Here is a 17,873-nt window from a genome sequence, read left to right as displayed (position 1 = left end):
ATCACATCGACAACGACAGCGTGTAGGTGCCGGTCGTCCCGGTCAGGCCGGTGTAGCGCACCACCCGCAGCACCAGCGTGAGCGCGGCGGTGCCGCCATTGCGCACGCTCAGCCGGTCGACCTGGCCGGTGCCGGCCACGCTGGAGGCCAGCAAGGCGCCGCCGGTGCTGTAGGCCAGCAGGTCGTAGTCGGAACTGGCGTTGGGCGTCATCGCCACCGCCAGGGTCTTGCCGGCCGGGATGACGACGTTGAAGAAGTCGGTGTCGGTGGTCGAACCGATCGTGGCCTTGACCAGCGACGGGTAGACCGTCAGCTTCTGCGCGGTGGCGATCGTGTTGTTGGCCTCGACCTCGGCGACCTGGGTGACCGTGGGCGTCGGCGTCGGCGTAGGCGTGGGGGTCGGCGTCGGCGTGGGCGTCGTGGCGGTCCCGCCGGCCGCTTCCATCGCGCGTCGGGCATCGACGATGCCGGCACCGCACTGGCTGCAGGCGACCGGGAAGCCCCGTGCGGCGGCGCTCGACTTCAGCAGCGTCTCGACCTGGTCGGGCGTCAGCGCCGGGTTGCGGGCGCGCATCAGCGCCACCACGCCGGCCACGTGCGGCGCGGCCATCGAGGTGCCCATGTAGCTGCGGTAGGTGTCGGCGCCCGGGGTGGTCGTGCCGGCGTTCAGGGTCGACAGGATGCCGTTGGCGCCGTCACCCCCCGGCGCGGCCACGTCGACCGAGGCGCCGAAGTTCGAATAGGACGCGCGTGCGCCGGTGCGGCCCACCGCCGCCACCGAGATCACGCCGGCACAGGACGCCGGCGAGAAGCCCGATGCGTCCGCCGCCGAGTTGCCGGCCGCCACCACCACCACCGCGCCGCGCGCCCGGGCGGCGTTAATCGCGTTCTGCGTCGTCAGGTCACAGGCCCCGCGGCCGCCCAGCGACAGGTTCAGGACCTTGGCCGGATTCGGGTTCGCCGGCACGCCGGTGACGGTGCCACCGGCCGCCCAGACGATCGCATCGGCGATGTCCGAGGTGTAGCCACCGCAGCGGCCCAGCACCCGCAGCGGCAGGATGCGCGCGTCCGGCGCGACGCCCGCGACGCCAACGCCGTTGTTGGTGGATGCGGCAATCGTGCCGGCCACGTGCGTGCCGTGCCAGCTGCTGTTGCTGGCCGCACTGCCGGTGCCGCAGGCGCCTGCGGCGTTCCAGTCGCCCGGATCGCTGGCATCGGCATCGCGGCCGTCGCCGTCGTTCGACACCGTGGTCATGCTGATGAAGTCGTAGCCAGGCACGAGCTTGGCCACCAGGTCGGCATGCGGGCGCACGCCGGTGTCGATCACGGCCACCACGATGCCGGTGCCGGTGCCCAGGTCCCAGGCGGTCGGCAGGTTGATGCCGGCGGTCGCCTCGGTGAAGTCCCACTGGCTGGCCAGCTGCGGGTCGTTGGGCAGCCATTGCGGCAGCAGGATGCGGTCAGGCTCGACGTATTCGACGGCGCTGTCACCGTTGCGGATGTCGTCGGCCAGCTGGCGCAGCGCCGCCGCGCCGAGGCGGCGGTCCAGCTGCAGCACATGCCCCCCGGGCTGCGCCATGCCACGCAGGCGCGACAGGCGGACACCGGCGCGGTTGCCGGCCACCCGCACGCCGGTCCGACCGCTCGGGTCGACGATGCCGGCCTGCGCATCCCGCAGCTTGATGATCAGCCGGTCGGACGGCGGCCCTTCGTCCGCCGCCGCTGCAGCGGCAGACAAGGCGGACGCGCGCGTGGCCAGCCCGTTGCCCTCGCGCTGCATGGCCCAGGCGCCACCGGCGGCCAGCAGCAGCAAGCCGATCGCGATGCCGATCAACCAGTCGCGCAGCACCCCTCTCCAGTTCATCGGGTTCTTCGACAGGGACGCGGCGTTCATGGGCAGACCTCACGGGCAGAAGCGGTGTGATCTGCATCTTCGACAGGTCCGACCCGGAACTTGAGGCCTGAAACGAGGTGATGCGACTGTGACCGCCGGACGGTCACGGCTCGATGCACCCGTCACGCGCCCGCACATGTCTTGCGTTCCGGTGGGTGGACGGCCTGCGGATGCGACAGGCCGGACCTCTCGTCACTCGACGGCGAGCGTCAGCGCATAGGCACCTGCCGTGCCGGTCGGACCGCTGAAGCGGGTCACGCGCAACACCAGCGTCATGGGCTGGGCCAGCACGTTGGGCAACCGCAGACGTTCGACCAGACCGGTGCCGAGCGCGCTCTTCGCCAGCAGGATGCCGCCGCTGGTGCAGGCCTGCAGGTCGAGATCGGCAGACTCGTTGGGGGCCAGCGTGGCGACCAGCGTCTTGCCGACCGGCACGGTCACCCGGTAGTGGTCGATGTCGCTGGCCGAGTCGATCGTGCCCTTGAGCTGGACCGGCAGGGCCGACACCGCCTGGGCGGTGGCGAACGTGTCGTCGGGTTCGACTTCCGCGACGGCCGGGATCGACGCGGCCGCCGCAGCTGCCGCCTCGATCGCACGCCGCGCGTCGACGATGCCGCTGCCGCACTGGCTGCAGCCGAACGGGAAGCCGTGCGTGGCGGCACCCGACTTCAGCAGCGCCTCGATCTGGTCGGGCGTCAGCGACGGGTTGCGGCCCCGCATCAGCGCGACCACGCCTGCCACGTGCGGAGCCGCCATCGAGGTGCCCCGGCGGGTGCCATAGGTATCGGCCTTCGGCGTGGTCGTGCCCGTGTTGAGCGTCGACAGGACGCCGAAGTCGCCGTCGCCGCCGGGTGCTGCCAGCGTGACCGACGCGCCGAAATTGGAGTACGACGCTCGCGCGCCGAAACCACCGGTCGCCGCCACCGAGACCACGCCCTTGCAAGAGGCTGGCGTGAAGCGGGCCGCATCGACGCTCGCATTGCCCGCCGACACCACCACCACCGCGCCGTTGCTGCGGGCGATGTTGAGCGCGTTCTGCCAGCTCAGGTCGCACAGGCCGGCGCCGCCCAGCGAGAGGTTGAGCACCTGGGCCGGGTTCGGGTTGACCGGCACGCCTGCAACCGTGCCGCCGGTCGCCCAGACGATCGCATCGAGGATGTCCGAGGTGTAGCCGCCACACCGGCCCATCACGCGGACCGGCAGGATGCGGGCACCCGGTGCAACCCCGGCCACGCCGATGCCGTTGTGGGTCGACGCGGCGATCGTGCCGGCGACGTGCGTGCCATGCCAGCGGCTGTCGCCACCCTTGACTCCTTCGCCGCACTGGCCGTCCAGGGTCCAGTAGCCCGGGTCGCTGGCATCGGCATCGCGGCCGTCACCATCGTTGGCCTTCTCGACCGAGCTGACGAAGTCGTAGCCCGGCAGCAGGTTGGCGCGCAGGTCGGCTGAAGGCCGCCAGCATCCGGCGGCCGCACGTCACCGCGTCCCGGGACAGGCCCCGGGATCGGGCAGATCGCTTGTTCATCGAAGTTCCTTGTCGGGAACCGGCAGGTGATGCCGGTACGCCGACGCGGTCGCGGCCACGTCGGCGGGTGTTGCACAGATCGCTCAGGTCAGTCCTGCGAGACCACCAGCGAGTACGTGCCGGCCGAGCCGGTCAGGCCGATGAAGCGGTAGACCCGCAGCACCATCGTCTTCGGGTTCGCGCTGGTGTTGGACAGGCGCACGGTGTCGACCTTGCCCTTGCCGAGGATGCTTTGCGCCAAGCGGAAGCCGCCGGTGTCGACGGCCAGCAGGTCGTAGTCGGACGCGCCATTCGACGTCAGCGACGCGGTCAGCGTCTTGCCGGACGGGACGACCACGCGGTAGTGGTCGACGTCGGTCCACGACGCGATCGTGCCGTTGACCTGGACCGGCAAGGCCGTCAGCGTCTGGGCCTTGGCCATCGTGTCGTTGGACTCGACTTCGGCGACCGCCGTGACGCCGGGTGCCGGCGGCGTGGCCGTGCCGCCGGCCGCCTCGATCGCCCGGCGGGCATCGACGATGCCGGCGCCGCACTGGCTGCAGGCGACCGGGAAGCCGCGGGCCGCGGCGCTCGTCTTCAGCAGCTGCTCGACCTCGACCGAGTTCAGCGTCGGGTTGCGACCCAGCATCAGCGCGACCACGCCGGCCACGTGCGGCGCGGCCATCGACGTGCCGCTGTAGGCGTGATAGCCGTCGGCGGCCGGCCCTGCGGCACCCAGGTTCCAGGTCGAGAGGATCTCCTCGACGCTGTCACCGCCCGGCGCGGCGACCGCCACCGAGGCGCCGTAGTTCGAATACCAGGCGCGTGCGCCCTTGCGGTCGACGGCCGCGACCGAGATCACGCCCGGGCAGCCCGCCGGACTGAAGCCGGAGACGTCGGCGGCCGAATTGCCGGCCGACACCACCACCACGGCGCCCTTCAGGCGCGCCACACCGATTGCGCCCAGCGTCACCAGTTCACACGAACGCGCCATGCCCAGCGACAGGTTCAGGACCTTGGCCGGGTTCGGGTTGACCGGCAGGCCCGGCACCGCTCCGCCGACCGCCCAGACGATCGCGTCGGCGATGTCGGACGTGTAGCCGCCGCAGCGGCCAATCACCCTCAGCGGCAGGATGCGCGCGCCCGGCGCAACGCCGGCCACGCCGATGCCGTTGTTCGCCACGGCGGCAATCGTGCCGGCGACGTGCGTGCCGTGCCAGCTGCTGGGGCTCGGCGTGCTGCCGGTGCCGCAGTCGCCGGCGGCGTTCCAGTCGCCCGGGTCGCTGGCGTCGGCATCGCGGCCGTCACCGTCGTTCGAGATGGCGGTCGAGCTGATGAAGTCGTAACCCGGCAGCAGGTTGGCCACCAGGTCGGCATGCGGACGCACGCCGGTGTCGATCACCGCGACGACCACGCCGGCGCCGGTGCCCAGATCCCAGGCGGACGTCAGGTTCAGGCCGGCGACCGCCTCGGTGAGATTCCACTGCTGCGCCAGCATCGGGTCGTTGGGTAACCACTGCGGCTGCATCAGCCGGTCGGGTTCGACATATTCGATCGCGCTGTCGGACGCCTTGATCTCGTCGGCCAGTTTCTGCAGCGACGCCATGTCGAGGCGACGGTCGAGTTTCATGACGTGCGCGCCATTGCCGGCCATGCCTCGCAGCCGGGACATGCGGATGCCGGCCCGGTTGCTGGCCACGTTCACGCCGACACGGGAACTCGGATCCGGAACGGCCGCCGCTGCGCCGTCGCGCATCTTGATGATCAGCCGGTCGGACAGCCCGCCCTCCGCCTGGAGGCTCGCCTGGGAGGTTGCCTGGGGACTCGCCGGGTTCGCGGTCGGGCCGCCACGCTGCACCGCCTCGGCATGGCCCAGCGCCAGCATCGACAGGGCGAAGACGACCGCCTTCCAGCGGCCGCCGTGCCGCGGATGACCAGAATAGGGAGAAGTTTTATTCATCATTGTTGCCTTGAAGGTCATGGATTGACGTATGTCCATCAAACCCCTTCAGACATACCCGAAGAAGAGATGGAACAAAACACCCACAAGGGAACAGAGAAAACCTCTGAAACCCCTGCCAATCCAGTATTGGCGGGGTTTGAAAACCATTCAAGCTGAATATCGCTTGGGAAATATCGACGGCGTCGCACGACATCGGCGGACAAAAAGAGAAAAGGCCCGTCGCGCAGGGCGCGACGGGCCGGTTCAGGGGTCCAGGGTCAGGCGGCCGACAGCCGCCCGGTGCGCGTCAGGGCGTCACTGGCTCGCCTTCAGCGTGTAGGCGCCGCCGGTGGTCGCGCCGACGTTGCCGCTGTAGTAGACGATCCGGGCAACGACGGTGATGGCGGCCGTGCCGGAGTTCAGCAGCGTGACCGAGTCGGCCGTGCCGGTGCCGTTGTTGCTCTGCGCGACCATCGTCCCGCCGCTGTTGTAGACCTGCAGGTCGAAGTCGGAGTTGGCGCCCGGTTGCAGCGTCAGGGCCAGGGTCTTGCCGGCGGCGATCGTGAACTTGAAGTGGTCCATGTCGGTCAGGCTGCCCAGGCTGGCGTTGACCTGCACCGGGTTGCCGGTGACCGACTGCGCCGTCGCCAGCGTCTCGTTGGGTTCGACCTCGGCGACGTTGGTGGTGGTCGTCGGGGTCGGGGTCGGGGTCGGCGTGGGCGTCGGCGTCGCGATGCCCAGGGCGGCGTCGATCGCGGCGCTGGCGTCGACGATGCCGGTCCCGCACTGCGAGCAGCCGAGAGGGAAGCCGCGCGCTGCCGCGCTGCTCTTCAGGCGCGTCTCGACCTGGTCAGGCGTCAGCGCCGCATTGCGCGCCAGCATCAGCGCGACGACACCGGCGACGTGCGGCGTCGCCATCGACGTGCCGCGATAGCCGGAATAGGTGTCGGTGCCGGGCTTGGTGGTGCCGGTGTTCAGGGTCGACAGGATCGTGTCGGTGCCGTCGCCGCCCGGCGCCGCCACGTCGACCGCCGCGCCGAAGTTCGAGTAGGACGCCAGGGCGCCGGTGCGGCCCACGGCCGAGACGACGATCACGCCGCTGCAGCTCGACGGGCTGTAGAGCCCCGCGTCGGTGCCGGCGTTGCCGGCCGCGACGACCACCACCGCACCGCGGCTGCGGGCGCTGTTGATGGCGTTCTGGGTCGTCACGTCACAGGCCCCGAGTCCGCCCAGCGACAGGTTCAGCACCCGCGCCGGGTAGGGGTTGGCCGGCACGCCGGTGACGGTGCCGCCCGAGGCCCAGACGATCGCGTCGGCGATGTCCGAGGTGTAGCCGCCGCACTTGCCCAGCACGCGCACCGGCACGACCTTGGCGCCGTAGGCGACACCCGCCACGCCGGTGCCGTTGTTCGTGACGGCGGCGATCGTGCCGGCCACGTGCGTGCCATGCCAGCTGCTGTTGGCGGCCGGCGAGGAGGTGCCGCACTCGCCGGCCACGCGCCAGTCGCCCGGATCGGACGGGTCGCTGTCACGGCCGTTGCCGTCGTTGGCGACGACCTTGTCGGTGATGAAGTCGTAGCCCGGCAGCAGGTTGGCGGCCAGGTCGGCATGGGGGCGCACGCCGGTGTCGATGACGGCCACGCGCACACCCGCGCCGGTGCTCTTGTCCCAGGCAGCCGGCAGGCGGATGCCGGCCACCGTGTCGGTGTAGTGCCACTGGGTGCCGAACTGCGGATCGTTCGGCAGGAACTGGGCCTGCAGCATCCGGTCCGGTTCGACGTATTCGATGTCGGCATCGCCGTTGCGCAGGTCGTCGGCCAGACGGCGCATCTCGGAGATCTTGAGCTTGCGGTTCGCCTTCACCACATGCCCGCCCGACGAATGCCCGCGCACCCGCTCCAGCAGCAGGCCGGCCCGGTTGCCGGCCACGCGCAGGCCGTCCTGGGCCCGCACGCTCAGGTCGTCGCGGTTGGCGGCGCTGCGGTACTTGACGATCAGGCGGTCGGTTTCGGCCTCCGGCTCGGCCACCGCGATGCGGGCGCTGCGCGGCGTCTGTCGAGCCGCGTCATCCGACTGGAAGGCCTGCGCCGGCGTCGCCAGCAGCCCGGCGACGGCCCACGCTGCGACGGGTGCCAGCACCCAGCCAGCCGAAGTCAGTCGGCCGCTGTTCGTGAAGAAAGTCGCATTCATGGTGGGTCCCTCGTTTTGTTGGATGGGACTTTATCCCACCTTTATGACGAATCAAGCCATGAAGTGAGACGGATTCACGGCCTGTTTCGGCCATTACACCCAACTGGGAACAACTTGAAGCAAATGACCCACCGCTGTCACCCACGTTGCGCCCAGAGTGGAAGATCGCATGGACTTGATCTGCCTCAACGCCGGAAAAGACGGGTGACCACCCACCCAATCCCCGCCTGGGGCGGAAATGGGTCACGAAAAAAAAGTTGGGGGAACCGGCCGTCGGGATGGCCGCAAGACCCTGAATCTCAAAGGGTCTTGGACAAGAACGGGTCTGTCGACCGTTTGTCGATGACGTTCAGACCGGCTTGGCGGCCTGCGCCGCGCGGGCGGCGAACTCGGCGCGCAGCGCCTTGAGCTTCTCGCGCGGGTCTTCGCGCGCGGTGCGCTCGTCGAGCTTCATCTCGGCGATGAAGCGGCTGGGAATCGCCTTGCGGATCTCGCGTCCGCGTTTCTGGCGCAGCAGGGTGCTGACCAGCAGGGTGCGGCGGGCGCGGGTGATGCCCACGTACATGAGGCGGCGCTCCTCTTCGAGCCGCTCGACCGTCATGTCCTCCTCGTCGCGCTTGAAGGGCAGCGTGCCCTCGTTGACGCCGACCAGCACGACGTGCGGCCACTCCAGGCCCTTGCTGGCGTGCAGCGTCGACAGCGTGACCATGTTCTGGTCCTCGCCGCGTTCGGCCAGGCTCAGGATCACGCTGATCGACTGCGCGATGTCGAGCACGCTCTTGCGCTCGGTCTCGGTCGTGACGCCGCCGTCGTTCTCGATCTGGCCGCCGCAGCGGCGCGCGATCCAGTCGACGAAGTCGATGACGTTGTTCCAGCGCGCGGCGGCGACCTTCTCGTTTTCCTCGCCGTCGTAGAGGAACTGCTCGTAGCCGATCTCCTTCAGCCAGGCCATCAGCATCGGCTTGGCGGCCTCGCCGCCGACGGTGTGGCGGGCGCTGTGCTGCAGGTCGTTCACGTAGCGACCGAACTCGTGCAGCGAGCCGATCGCCTTGGCGCCCAGCACGGCGGCCAGCGACTCCTGGAACAGCGCCTCGAACAGGCTGACCTTCCACTTGCCGGCGAACTCGCCCAGCGCACCGAGCGTCGTGTGGCCAATGCCGCGCTTGGGCGTGGTGACCGCGCGCAGGAAGGCCGGGTCGTCGTCCTGGTTGACCAGCAGGCGCAGCCAGGCGCAGAGGTCCTTGATCTCGGCGCGGTCGAAGAAGCTCTGGCCGCCCGAGACCTTGTAGGGAATCTGGGCCTTGCGCAGCGCCTCCTCGAGCTTGCGGCTCTGGTGGTTGGCCCGGTAGAGGATGGCGAAGTCGCGCCACTCGGTCGTGCCGGTGTAGGCGCCGGTCGCGTTGGCGCGGATGCCCTGGATGCGCGCCACCGCGCGTTCGGCCTCGTGCTCCTCCTGGTCGCACTGGATGACCCGCACCGGCTCGCCCTCGCCGAACTCGCTCCACAGCTTCTTCTGGAAGATCTTCGGGTTCAGCGCGATGACGTTGTTGGCCGCGTTCAGGATCGCGCCGGTCGAGCGGTAGTTCTGCTCCAGCGGGATGACCTTGAGCTTGGGGTAGTCCTGCGGCAGGCGCTTGAGGTTCTCGATCGTCGCGCCGCGCCAGCCGTAGATGCTCTGGTCGTCGTCGCCCACCGCCGTGAAGACGCCGTCGGGGCCGACGATCGCCTTGAGCATCTCGTACTGCGTCGCGTTGGTGTCCTGGTACTCGTCGACCAGCACGTGGCGCAGCTGGGTCTGCCACTTCAGCCGCGCCGCGTCGACCGTCAGCAGCAGCTTGAGCGGCAGGCCGATCAGGTCGTCGAAATCGACCGCCTGGTAGGCCGACAGGCGCTCGTGGTAGAGCTTCATGACGCGCGCGGCCTGGACCTCGTCGGCGTCCTTGGCAGCAGCCTCGGCCTGTTCCCAGGTCAGGCCCTGGTTCTTCCACAGGCTGATGGTCCATTGCCAGCGCCGCGCCACGGCCGCGTCGGTGGTGCCGCCGGCATCACGCAGCACGCCCAGCACGTCGTCGGCATCGAGGATCGAGAACTGCGGCTTCAGCCCGAGCGCCTCGCCGTCCTCGCGCAGCATGCGCACGCCCAGCGAGTGGAAGGTCGCGATCACCAGCTTCTGCGCCGCCCGCGCGCCGACCAGCTGGCGGGCCCGCTCGCGCATCTCCTGCGCGGCCTTGTTGGTGAAGGTGATGGCGGCGATCTGCTCGGGCCGCAGGCCCACCTGCAGCAGCCGGGCGATCTTCTGGGTGATGACGCGCGTCTTGCCCGAACCGGCCCCGGCCAGCACCAGACAGGGCGTGGCTAGGTGGTTGACCGCCTCCATCTGGGCGGGGTTGAGGGTCGACGGGGCTTCGGCCATGTTCCGCTGGACGATGCCGTCAGGCCGCTGCGCCGCCGAACGGGCGCACGCCGATCCAGGCGCCATGCGCCCACATCGCGAAGCCGGCCCAGGCCAGCAGCCCGATGACCACCACCAGGGCGGTGCGCAAGCCGCTGGTGGCCACCGGCGCGGCAGCCGGACGGCGACGCGCGCTGCGGAAGTCCAGCACGGCCCAGACCAGGAAACCGCCGAACAGCACCAGGTCGGCCAAGGTGTGGTTGGCCAGCAGGTGGGCCAGCGCCCAGACCTTGACGGCCAGCACCATCGGATGCCCCAGCCGCGCCTTGATCGCGTTGCCCGGCACGTAGGCGGCCACCAGCAGCACGAAGGCGATCAGCGTCAGCAGCGCCGCGAGGTGACGCCCGCCGATCCAGGGTGTCCACAGCGCCACGGGTTCGAGCCGCGCCAGCCCGTAGCCCCAGATGATCAGGCCGAAGCCGAGCAGCGAGACCACCGTGTAGCCGCCCTTCCAGGCACCTTCGCCCAGCCGGGCGATCTGGCGCGCACGCCAGTCGTCGGCCACGATGCGCACCGAATGGGCACCGAGAAACAGCAGCATTCCGAGGATCAGGATCGTCATGGCTCGTAGCTCCAGCGGCCACCCGCGCGGCCGAAGGCGCGCATTGTCGGGCCAGCCCGATGGCAGTCGCTTCGTGCCGTCCCTGTCGCTGGTCGAGCCGGATGCAGACGGCGTCTCAGCGCCCGCCCAGCTCGAAGCGCCGGGCCCAGCCGAGTTCGACCACCGGCGTCGACACGCCCCCTTGCCGGCCACGCGCCTGACCGATGCCGGCGCGCCATTCACCGGTCGCGCCGTCCGGCTGCCAGCCGGCCCAGGCGATGCCTTGCAGCAGCAGGCCACCGCCAGTCGCGACACCGCCACCGCCGGCCGCACCGGCCAGCGCCTCGGCACCGATCTGCCAGCCGGGTGCCGGACGCGCCGACAGGCCCGCACCGATCAGCCCGATCGAGAACGCGCCGGCCTGGCCGGCAAAGGCGCTGTGCGCCTGGCCGCTCAGGTACAGGTGCTCGCCGAGGTAGCGGTTGAGCTTCAGCCCGATCGTGTCCAGCGCCAGCGTGCGGCCGTCGTTGCGGCGCACGCCGGTGTAGTGCAGCAGCGCGGCGGAGGCGTCGGTGCGGACCGGCGGTCCGGGCGGCAGGCTCGCGGCGGCGCCCAGGCGCTCCAGGTCGAAGGCCAGCCAGGCCCCGGCGACGCGCGCACGCAAGGGGCTGTCCAGCCCGCGCAGCACACCCGCCTCGACCCCCGCATGCCAGCCGTCGGCCGGGCTCGCCTGCAGGCCGGCGACGACCCGGCCGATCGGCCCGCCACCGGTCGGCACCGAACCACCGCCGCCCAGACCGGCCGACAGGCGCACGCTGCCGCGCAGCGACGGCGCGAGCTGCGGCAGCGGCGCGATGCTGGCGGCGGCGCTGGCGAGGATCTCCATGTAGCCGGCGGCATCGCCGCGTGCGGCGGCGGCCGACTCGATGCCCCAGCTCAGGCCGCTGTCGGCGTCGAGCCGCTCGGCCCGCGCGCCCAGCAGGCCGATGCGGCGGCGCGGGCCGGCCGCCGTCGCGATCGAGACGTCCAGCCAGGTACCGGCCATGCGGTCCAGCCCCAGGCCGCTGCGCTGGCCGGGCGCGAGCACCTCGTCACCGGTCGGGCCGAGGTGACGGAAGGCACCGTCCCAGGCCAGCGCCACGCCGAACTGGCGGCTGCGGATGTCGCCGCTGGGGAAAGAGACTTGCGAGCCGCTCAAGCCGATCTGCCAGCCCGGGCCGGTGCGTTGCCACAGCGTCAGCGCCGGCCGCAGCATCAGCCCGCCGCCGACCGGTGCCGCCGCGCCACCGCCGCCACCGGCGTAGAGGCCAGCCGTCAGGGTCCGGCCCTGGCCCAGGCGCCAGTCGCGTTCGACCTGCACCCCGCCGACGAACAGGCCGCCGCGCCGGCCGCTGGCCGCGCCGTGGACGGCAGGGCCGGCCCACAGCCCGTCGGCCGTCTCGAACAGCAGCGCACCGGACAGCAGGCCCATGCCCTCGCCGCCTGGCAAGGTCACACGCTCGAAGCCCAGGCTGCTGCGGGTCGGGATCTCGGCGGCCGCGGCTGCCCAGGCGGTCGACACGCCCAGCGCCAGCGCGGCCGACCAGGCCAGCGCGCGGTTCAGCGAGCGCATCCCGTCAGGGGTGTTCGGCGATCACCTGCGCCACCGCCGCCGTCAGGCGCCGGGCATAGGGCAGGTGCAGGAACTCGTTCGGGCCGTGTGCGTTGCTCTTCGGGCCGAGCACGCCGCAGACCAGCATCTGCGCCTTCGGGAAGCCCTGCGCCAGCAGGTTCATCAGCGGGATCGTGCCGCCCTGGCCGATGTAGCCGAGCGGCGCGCCGAAGTGGGCCTGCGAGGCCGATTCCAGGCTGCGTTCCAGCCACGGCTGCAGGCTCGGCGCGTCCCAGCCGGTGGCCCCTTCGGCACCGGCGCGGCCATCGGGCACGAAGGTGACGCGGGCGTTGTAGGGCGGATCGAGCTCCAGCAGCCGCTTGAGCTCGCGCCCGGCGGCCGGCCCGTCGACCGTCGGCGGCAGGCGCAGGCTGAGCTTGAAGGCGCTCCACGGCCGCAGCACGTTGCCGGCGCTGGCGATGGCCGGGAAGCCTTCGGCGCCGGTCACCGACAGGGTCGGGCGCCAGGTGCGGTTGAGCAGCGCCTCGACCGGGTCGGTGGTGGTCGGCAGCACGGGGTTGCCGTCCAGCCCGCAGGACCAGGGCAGGCCCTTCCAGACGGCATCCCCCAGCCGGCCGGCCGCCGCGCGCGCCTGGGCGATGCGCTCGGGCGGGATCTCGGCATGCAGGCTGGCCGGCAGCAGGCGGCCGGTGTGGCTGTCCTCGAGCCGGTCCAGCACCTGGCGCAGCACGCGGAAGCTCGACGGCACGACGCCGCTGGCCTCGCCGGAATGCACGCCCTCCTCGATCACCTCGACGCGCAGCGTGCCGGTGACGTTGCCGCGCAGGCTGGTGGTCAGCCACAGCTGGTCGTAGTTGCCGGCGCCGGAATCGAGGCAGACGACGAGGCTGACCTCGCCCAGCCGGTCGCGCAGCGCATCGAGATACGGCGGCAGGTCGTGCGAACCGCTTTCCTCGCAGGTCTCGATCAGGCCGACCAGGCGCGGATGGCCCACACCCTGGGCCTGGATCGCCTCGATCGCCGCGATGCTGGCGTAGATCGCGTAGCCGTCGTCGGCGCCGCCTCGGCCATACAGCCGGTCGTCGTCGACCTTGGGCGTCCACGGACCGAGATCGTGGCGCCAGCCGGTGAACTCGGGCTGCTTGTCCAGGTGGCCGTACATCAGCACGGTCGGCGCAGCCGAGCCGGCCGGTTCGGCGCGGGTCGCGGGGACCTCGAAGAAGATGACCGGCGTGCGGGGCCGGCCGGCAGCGTCGTTCAGCCGCACGACCTCCAGCTTCAGCCCGCGCACGCGGCGCGATTCGGCCCAGGCCGCCGCGCGCCGCACCACCGTGTCGAGGTGGCCGTGTTCGGACCACTGCGGGTCGAACATGGGGCTCTTGGCCGGCACGGCGATGTAGTCGCGCAGCTCGGGCAGGATGTCGGCGTCCCAGGTCAGGGACAGCTCGCGCGCCAGGCGCGACAGGTCGAGCGCCGGGGCGCGGTCGATGACGTGGCTCATGCGGGGGTCCTCGGGACAGCGCCATGCGGCCGTCCGGAGGACCAGTCTAGACGCCGTGCCGGCCCGTGCGCCCCGCGATCACCCTCGGCGAGCGCCGTGCCGACCAGGGCCGGCAACACCGCCAGGCCATCGCGCAGCTCGCCCGGCAGGGTCTGCGCGCCGGGCAGGCCCAGGTCGTGGAAGCTGATCTCGGCGTGGCCGTCCTCGGTCGGCCGCACATGCAGCGCCAGCGGCAAGGCCAGTTCGTGGGACGCCTCGTGGACGTGGTCGTGCTGGACGACGGCGGTCTCGCCCGGATGCGGCCCCAGCACGACCAGGTCGGCGTGCCCGGGCATCGGGATCACGGCGACGACCGCGAGGCCGTGAACGCCGGCGGCGCTCTTCAGGCGCTCGATCGTCCGCGCGGCGTCGCCGTGACTGCTGCGACGCCGCTGTTCGTAGGCCTCGACCCGGACCGCCCCGGCCGCCAGCATCACGACCGCCATGCAGCCGGTCAGCCAGCTGCGCCAGGGGATGGCGGTACCGGCCGCCTCGGGTGAGGCGTGGCCGACACGGGCGACTTCGCGGGCGGCATCGGCGGTCTGGGACAGCAGGTGACGAACCATGAGGGACTCTCCGGTGTTCGACGCGAAGCGGCATCGCGTCAGCTTGGCGTCATCGTGTGCCGGACCGCACGAAGCGCCTGTATCAAGCCGTAAACGACGCGCGGATTTGCCAGATCGGGAACTTTCCAGCCACCGTTCGCAGGCATCCGATCGCGCGACAAGCCCGTGCCCATCGGCCTTTCCGGCCCATCAACCGATTGCGCTGCGCTTGCAGCCGGCGACCGGCCGAAACACCCGGTAACGAACGCGGCGGCTTCAGCCGCGCTGGAACTTGAACACCGCCGTGCTGGCCATCAGGTTCGGGTGGCGCGTGACGACGCGGCCCTCGTGCAGGCCGAAGGATTCGAGGATGCGCAGGCCGCATTGCTCGGCCAGCACCTCGAAATCGGCGTAGGTGCCCACGCGGATGTTGGGCGTGTCGTACCACTGGTAAGGCAGCGTCTTGGTGACCGGCATGCGCCCGCGCAGCACCGACAGGCGGTTGGGCCAGTGCGCGAAGTTCGGGAACGAGACGATGCCGATGCGGCCGACCCGTGCGGTCTCGCGCAGCATCGCCTCGGTGTTGCGCAGGTTCTGCAGCGTGTCGAGCTGCAGGACGACGTCGAAGCTGTTGTCCTCGAACAGGGCCAGGCCCTCTTCCAGGTTCAGCTGCAGCACGTTGACGCCGCGCTGGACGCAGTCGTGCAGCTTGGCGTCGTCGAGTTCCACGCCATAGCCGGTACAGCCGCGCTCGCGCTGCAGCAGCGCCAGCAGCGCGCCGCCGCCGCAGCCGAGGTCCAGCACGCGGCTGCCTTCGGGCACCAGGCGGGCGATCGTGTCGAGGGTCTGGCGCCGGGTCATGCCCCGATCTCCTGGGCGATGCGGTCGTAGCGGCTGCGCACGACCGCGTGGTAGCGCGGATCGTCGAGCAGGAAGGCGTCGTGGCCGTGCGGCGCGGCGATCTCGGCGTAGCTGACGTCGTGGCGGTTGTCGACCAGCGCCTTGACGATCTCGCGCGAGCGCTGCGGCGAGAAGCGCCAGTCGGTCGTGAAGCTCACGACCAGGAACTTCGCGCGGGCCCGCGCCAGCGCGGCGCTGAGGTTGCCGCCGAACTCGCCGGCCGGGTCGAAGTAGTCGAGCGCACGCGTGATCAGCAGGTAGGTGTTGGCGTCGAAGTACTCGCTGAACTTGTCGCCCTGGTAGCGCAGGTAGCTCTCGATCTGGAACTCGATCTGCTGCGTGCTGTAGGCCAGTTCGGCGGCACGCAGTGCGCGGCCGAACTTCTCTTCCATCGAGTCGTCCGACAGGTAGGTGATGTGGCCGATCATCCGGGCCACCGTCAGCCCGCGCTTGGGCACGACGCCGTGGGCGTAGAAGTGGCCGCCGTGGAAGTCGGGGTCGGTGACGATGGCGCGCCGCGCGACCTCGTTGAAGGCGATGTTCTGGGCCGACAGGTTGGGCGCGCTGGCGATCACCAGCGCATGCCGCACGCGATCCGGGTGGCGCAGCGTCCAGCTCAGCGCCTGCATGCCGCCCAGGCTGCCGCCCATCACCGCCGCCAGCTGGCCGATGCCGAGCCGGTCGATCAGGCGGGCCTGCGCGTCGACCCAGTCCTCGACCGTGACGACCGGGAAGTCGGCGCCATAGGGCTGACCGGTGGCCGGGTTCCGGTGGGTCGGTCCGGTGGAGCCGAAACACGAACCCGGGTTGTTGACGCCGATGACGAAGAAGCGGTTGGTGTCCAGCGGCTTGCCCGGCCCGACCAGGTTGTCCCACCAGCCCTGGCTGCGGTCCTGCCCCGCATAGGTGCCGGCGACGTGGTGGCTGGCGTTGAGCGCGTGGCACACCAGCACCGCGTTGCTGCGGTCGGCGTTGAGCGTGCCGTAGGTCTCGTAGACCAGCTCGTAGGGCCCGAGCGTCGCGCCGCTGCGCAGCGGCAGCGGCTCGTCGAAGGCCATGGTCTGGGGCGTCACGTGCCCGAGTGTCTGCATCGATCCCGATCCACAAAAAAACCCGGCGCCGCCTCGAAGCGGACACCGGGTTCGCGGGTGTCCCCCTTTAGCGGAATTTCTAGAGCGCCCGCAAGCCGGACCAAATCGGCGCTGCAGGCAGTTTAACGCCGGCCTGCCGGCCTCGCCGCCTGGGTTTTGCGCGTGCGGGAAGGCGCCCGGCGCCCCCGTGTCCCTGGGGTGTGCGGCCCCTGACGGCGACGGGACAATTTCATGCAGGTTTGCACCGACTTCCGCCGCAGATTCCACAGCCTTGAAGCCCTGCCCCGTGTCCTCCTTGCTGCGCACGAACCGCCCGCGCCTGCCGGTCGTGGCGGCGGTGCTCGCGCTCGGCATCGGGTTGCCGTTGCTGGCCCGTCTGCGCAGCGAGGACGGCTGGGCGCAGGCGGCGCTGGTGTTGACCACGCTGCTGCTGGTCGCGCTGGCGATGTGCCGGGCCTCGAACCTGCAGGTTCGCCAGCGGGTCGTCGTCCCGGCGCGACTGGGCACTTCGCAGGTGGCCGGCGCACGGTTGCCGGGAGACTGGTCCGGACACGTCGAGATGGCGGTGCGCGATGCCCGGTTGAGCGAGCCGCAGGCCGACCTGCTGCACCGGACCCTCGATGCCGCCGTGCAGCTGCTCGCGGGCCATGAGCCACGGGCGGACACGATCGTGCGGGTCGACCTGGACCGCCTGGACGGCGAGACCGGCGCTCATCTGCGCCTGAGACTGGCAACGCGCGCCAGCCCCCATCCACGCTGCGAACGGCGCTTGCGACAGCTCTGCACGCGGCTGGGCGCGCAACTGGACATCGCCCAGGAAGGCCAGCAGCTGCAGGTCGAGCTGGTGCTGCCGATGTCGGCGCCGCTGACACGTCCGGCCTGACGAGGCCTGACGCGTCAGGGCTGGTCCGGTCAGGTCGTCGGCGGCAGGGTCTGGACGAAGCTCGGGCGCTGGCTCAGCTTGTCCATCAGGCGGACGAGGCCGGGGTGGCGCTCGCGCCAGTTCACGTCCGGGAAACGGAAGTCCAGGTAACCCAGCGCGCAGCCGATCGCGATGTCGGCCAGCGACAGGTGCAGGCCGCAGAACCACGCCTTGTCCTGCAGGTGATCGGCCATGGCCGCGACCGACACGTCGATCTTGGCCCTCTGGCGCTCGATCCAGGCGGAACTGCGCTGATGGGCCTCGCGCTTCGGCCAGACACTTTCCATGCGGGCGGCGACGGCGGCGTCCAGCACGCCATCGGCCAGCGCTTCCCAGGTCCGCACCTCGGCGCGTTCGCGGCCCCGTTCGGGGATCAGGCGACCCAGCGGCGAGAGGGTGTCGACATATTCGACGATGACCCGCGAGTCGTAGAGCGCATCACCGCCCTCCAACAGGAGGCAAGGGACCTTGCCGAGCGGGTTGTGGGCGATGACGGCGGGGGTGGCGGACCACGGGTCGTCGAGCTCGAGCTTGTAGTCGAGCTTCTTCTCGGCCAGCACGATGCGCACCTTGCGGGCATAGGGGCTGGTCAGCGAAGCGATGAGTCTCATGGCGGGTACGGCAGGTGGATCCGGCGGTCCGGACCTCGAGAATTCATTCTATCCATCGGCCTTTCCGGCCGTGTCCCGGTCGGCGGCGCAGCGGCAGGCACGCGACACCTCTCGCGGCCAACCGCCATC

13 protein-coding genes are annotated in these 17,873 nt (G+C 70.9%); 1 reads left to right on the top strand and 12 read right to left on the bottom strand.

The features are described from left to right. Position 1: 1 nt before the first annotated feature. The 11 genes from ACWA7K_RS20400 to metX form a co-directional block, all read right to left on the bottom strand. Positions 2-1,894, bottom strand: coding sequence for a S8 family peptidase (locus ACWA7K_RS20400; RefSeq protein WP_456163743.1), 1,893 nt, complete (start codon positions 1,892-1,894; stop codon positions 2-4). 192 nt (positions 1,895-2,086) lie between these two features. Beyond that, positions 2,087-3,229, bottom strand: coding sequence for a S8 family serine peptidase (locus ACWA7K_RS20395; RefSeq protein WP_456168889.1), 1,143 nt, complete (start codon positions 3,227-3,229; stop codon positions 2,087-2,089). 278 nt (positions 3,230-3,507) lie between these two features. After that, complete coding sequence (locus ACWA7K_RS20390) at positions 3,508-5,358, bottom strand: S8 family peptidase (protein WP_456210243.1); 1,851 nt, start codon at positions 5,356-5,358, stop codon at positions 3,508-3,510. A gap of 297 nt (positions 5,359-5,655) precedes the next feature. Continuing rightward, positions 5,656-7,530: a S8 family peptidase gene (locus tag ACWA7K_RS20385; protein WP_456163739.1), complete on the bottom strand. Its 1,875-nt coding sequence runs from the start codon at positions 7,528-7,530 to the stop codon at positions 5,656-5,658. Between the two features lie 349 nt (positions 7,531-7,879). Continuing rightward, positions 7,880-9,943 carry an ATP-dependent helicase gene (locus ACWA7K_RS20380; RefSeq protein ID WP_456210241.1) on the bottom strand — a complete coding sequence of 688 codons (2,064 nt, stop codon included), beginning with the start codon at positions 9,941-9,943 and terminating at the stop codon, positions 7,880-7,882. Between the two features lie 19 nt (positions 9,944-9,962). Next, a complete protein-coding gene (locus ACWA7K_RS20375) occupies positions 9,963-10,544 on the bottom strand; it encodes an NnrU family protein (protein ID WP_456163735.1) in 582 nt (193 codons plus the stop codon). 115 nt (positions 10,545-10,659) lie between these two features. Further along, positions 10,660-12,135: a hypothetical protein gene (locus tag ACWA7K_RS20370; protein WP_456163733.1), complete on the bottom strand. Its 1,476-nt coding sequence runs from the start codon at positions 12,133-12,135 to the stop codon at positions 10,660-10,662. 4 nt (positions 12,136-12,139) lie between these two features. Then, on the bottom strand, positions 12,140-13,636 hold the full coding sequence (locus ACWA7K_RS20365) for a M20 family metallopeptidase (RefSeq protein ID WP_456163731.1): 1,497 nt from the start codon (positions 13,634-13,636) through the stop codon (positions 12,140-12,142). Beyond that, positions 13,633-14,241 carry a hypothetical protein gene (locus ACWA7K_RS20360; RefSeq protein WP_456163729.1) on the bottom strand — a complete coding sequence of 203 codons (609 nt, stop codon included), beginning with the start codon at positions 14,239-14,241 and terminating at the stop codon, positions 13,633-13,635. The genes ACWA7K_RS20365 and ACWA7K_RS20360 overlap by 4 nt, the downstream gene beginning before the upstream one ends. 255 nt (positions 14,242-14,496) lie before the next feature. After that, the gene (gene metW / locus ACWA7K_RS20355) at positions 14,497-15,081 is read right to left on the bottom strand and encodes a methionine biosynthesis protein MetW (protein WP_456163727.1); all 585 of its coding nucleotides are present in this window, start codon (positions 15,079-15,081) and stop codon (positions 14,497-14,499) included. Beyond that, on the bottom strand, positions 15,078-16,211 hold the full coding sequence (gene metX, locus ACWA7K_RS20350) for a homoserine O-succinyltransferase MetX (protein ID WP_456163725.1): 1,134 nt from the start codon (positions 16,209-16,211) through the stop codon (positions 15,078-15,080). The genes metW and metX overlap by 4 nt, the downstream gene beginning before the upstream one ends. 286 nt (positions 16,212-16,497) lie before the next feature. Here metX and ACWA7K_RS20345 point away from each other — a divergent pair, with 286 nt between their 5' ends. Continuing rightward, entirely contained in the window at positions 16,498-17,094 is a 597-nt protein-coding gene (locus ACWA7K_RS20345) for a hypothetical protein (protein WP_456163723.1), read from the top strand. A gap of 29 nt (positions 17,095-17,123) precedes the next feature. Here the strand turns inward: ACWA7K_RS20345 and ACWA7K_RS20340 are convergent, their stop codons facing one another. After that, positions 17,124-17,744, bottom strand: a complete 621-nt coding sequence (locus tag ACWA7K_RS20340) for a glutathione S-transferase N-terminal domain-containing protein (RefSeq protein WP_456163721.1) — start codon at positions 17,742-17,744, stop codon at positions 17,124-17,126. Positions 17,745-17,873 lie beyond the last annotated feature (129 nt).

This window comes from Leptothrix mechoopdaensis (SeqCode), from assembly GCF_053893855.1.
Note: the sequence above shows the minus strand (reverse complement) of the source record. Positions and strands in the feature narration are given on the sequence as shown.

What these genes read in the sequence shown, in the direction of transcription:
- ACWA7K_RS20400 (WP_456163743.1), bottom strand. Translation starts at nt 1,894, where the DNA reads ATGAACGCCGCGTCCCTGTCGAAGAACCCGATGAACTGGAGAGGGGTG.
- ACWA7K_RS20390 (WP_456210243.1), bottom strand. Translation starts at nt 5,358, where the DNA reads ATGAATAAAACTTCTCCCTATTCTGGTCATCCGCGGCACGGCGGCCGC.
- ACWA7K_RS20385 (WP_456163739.1), bottom strand. Translation starts at nt 7,530, where the DNA reads ATGAATGCGACTTTCTTCACGAACAGCGGCCGACTGACTTCGGCTGGC.
- ACWA7K_RS20380 (WP_456210241.1), bottom strand. Translation starts at nt 9,943, where the DNA reads ATGGCCGAAGCCCCGTCGACCCTCAACCCCGCCCAGATGGAGGCGGTC.
- ACWA7K_RS20375 (WP_456163735.1), bottom strand. Translation starts at nt 10,544, where the DNA reads ATGACGATCCTGATCCTCGGAATGCTGCTGTTTCTCGGTGCCCATTCG.
- ACWA7K_RS20370 (WP_456163733.1), bottom strand. Translation starts at nt 12,135, where the DNA reads ATGCGCTCGCTGAACCGCGCGCTGGCCTGGTCGGCCGCGCTGGCGCTG.
- ACWA7K_RS20365 (WP_456163731.1), bottom strand. Translation starts at nt 13,636, where the DNA reads ATGAGCCACGTCATCGACCGCGCCCCGGCGCTCGACCTGTCGCGCCTG.
- ACWA7K_RS20360 (WP_456163729.1), bottom strand. Translation starts at nt 14,241, where the DNA reads ATGGTTCGTCACCTGCTGTCCCAGACCGCCGATGCCGCCCGCGAAGTC.
- metW (WP_456163727.1), bottom strand. Translation starts at nt 15,081, where the DNA reads ATGACCCGGCGCCAGACCCTCGACACGATCGCCCGCCTGGTGCCCGAA.
- metX (WP_456163725.1), bottom strand. Translation starts at nt 16,211, where the DNA reads ATGCAGACACTCGGGCACGTGACGCCCCAGACCATGGCCTTCGACGAG.
- ACWA7K_RS20340 (WP_456163721.1), bottom strand. Translation starts at nt 17,744, where the DNA reads ATGAGACTCATCGCTTCGCTGACCAGCCCCTATGCCCGCAAGGTGCGC.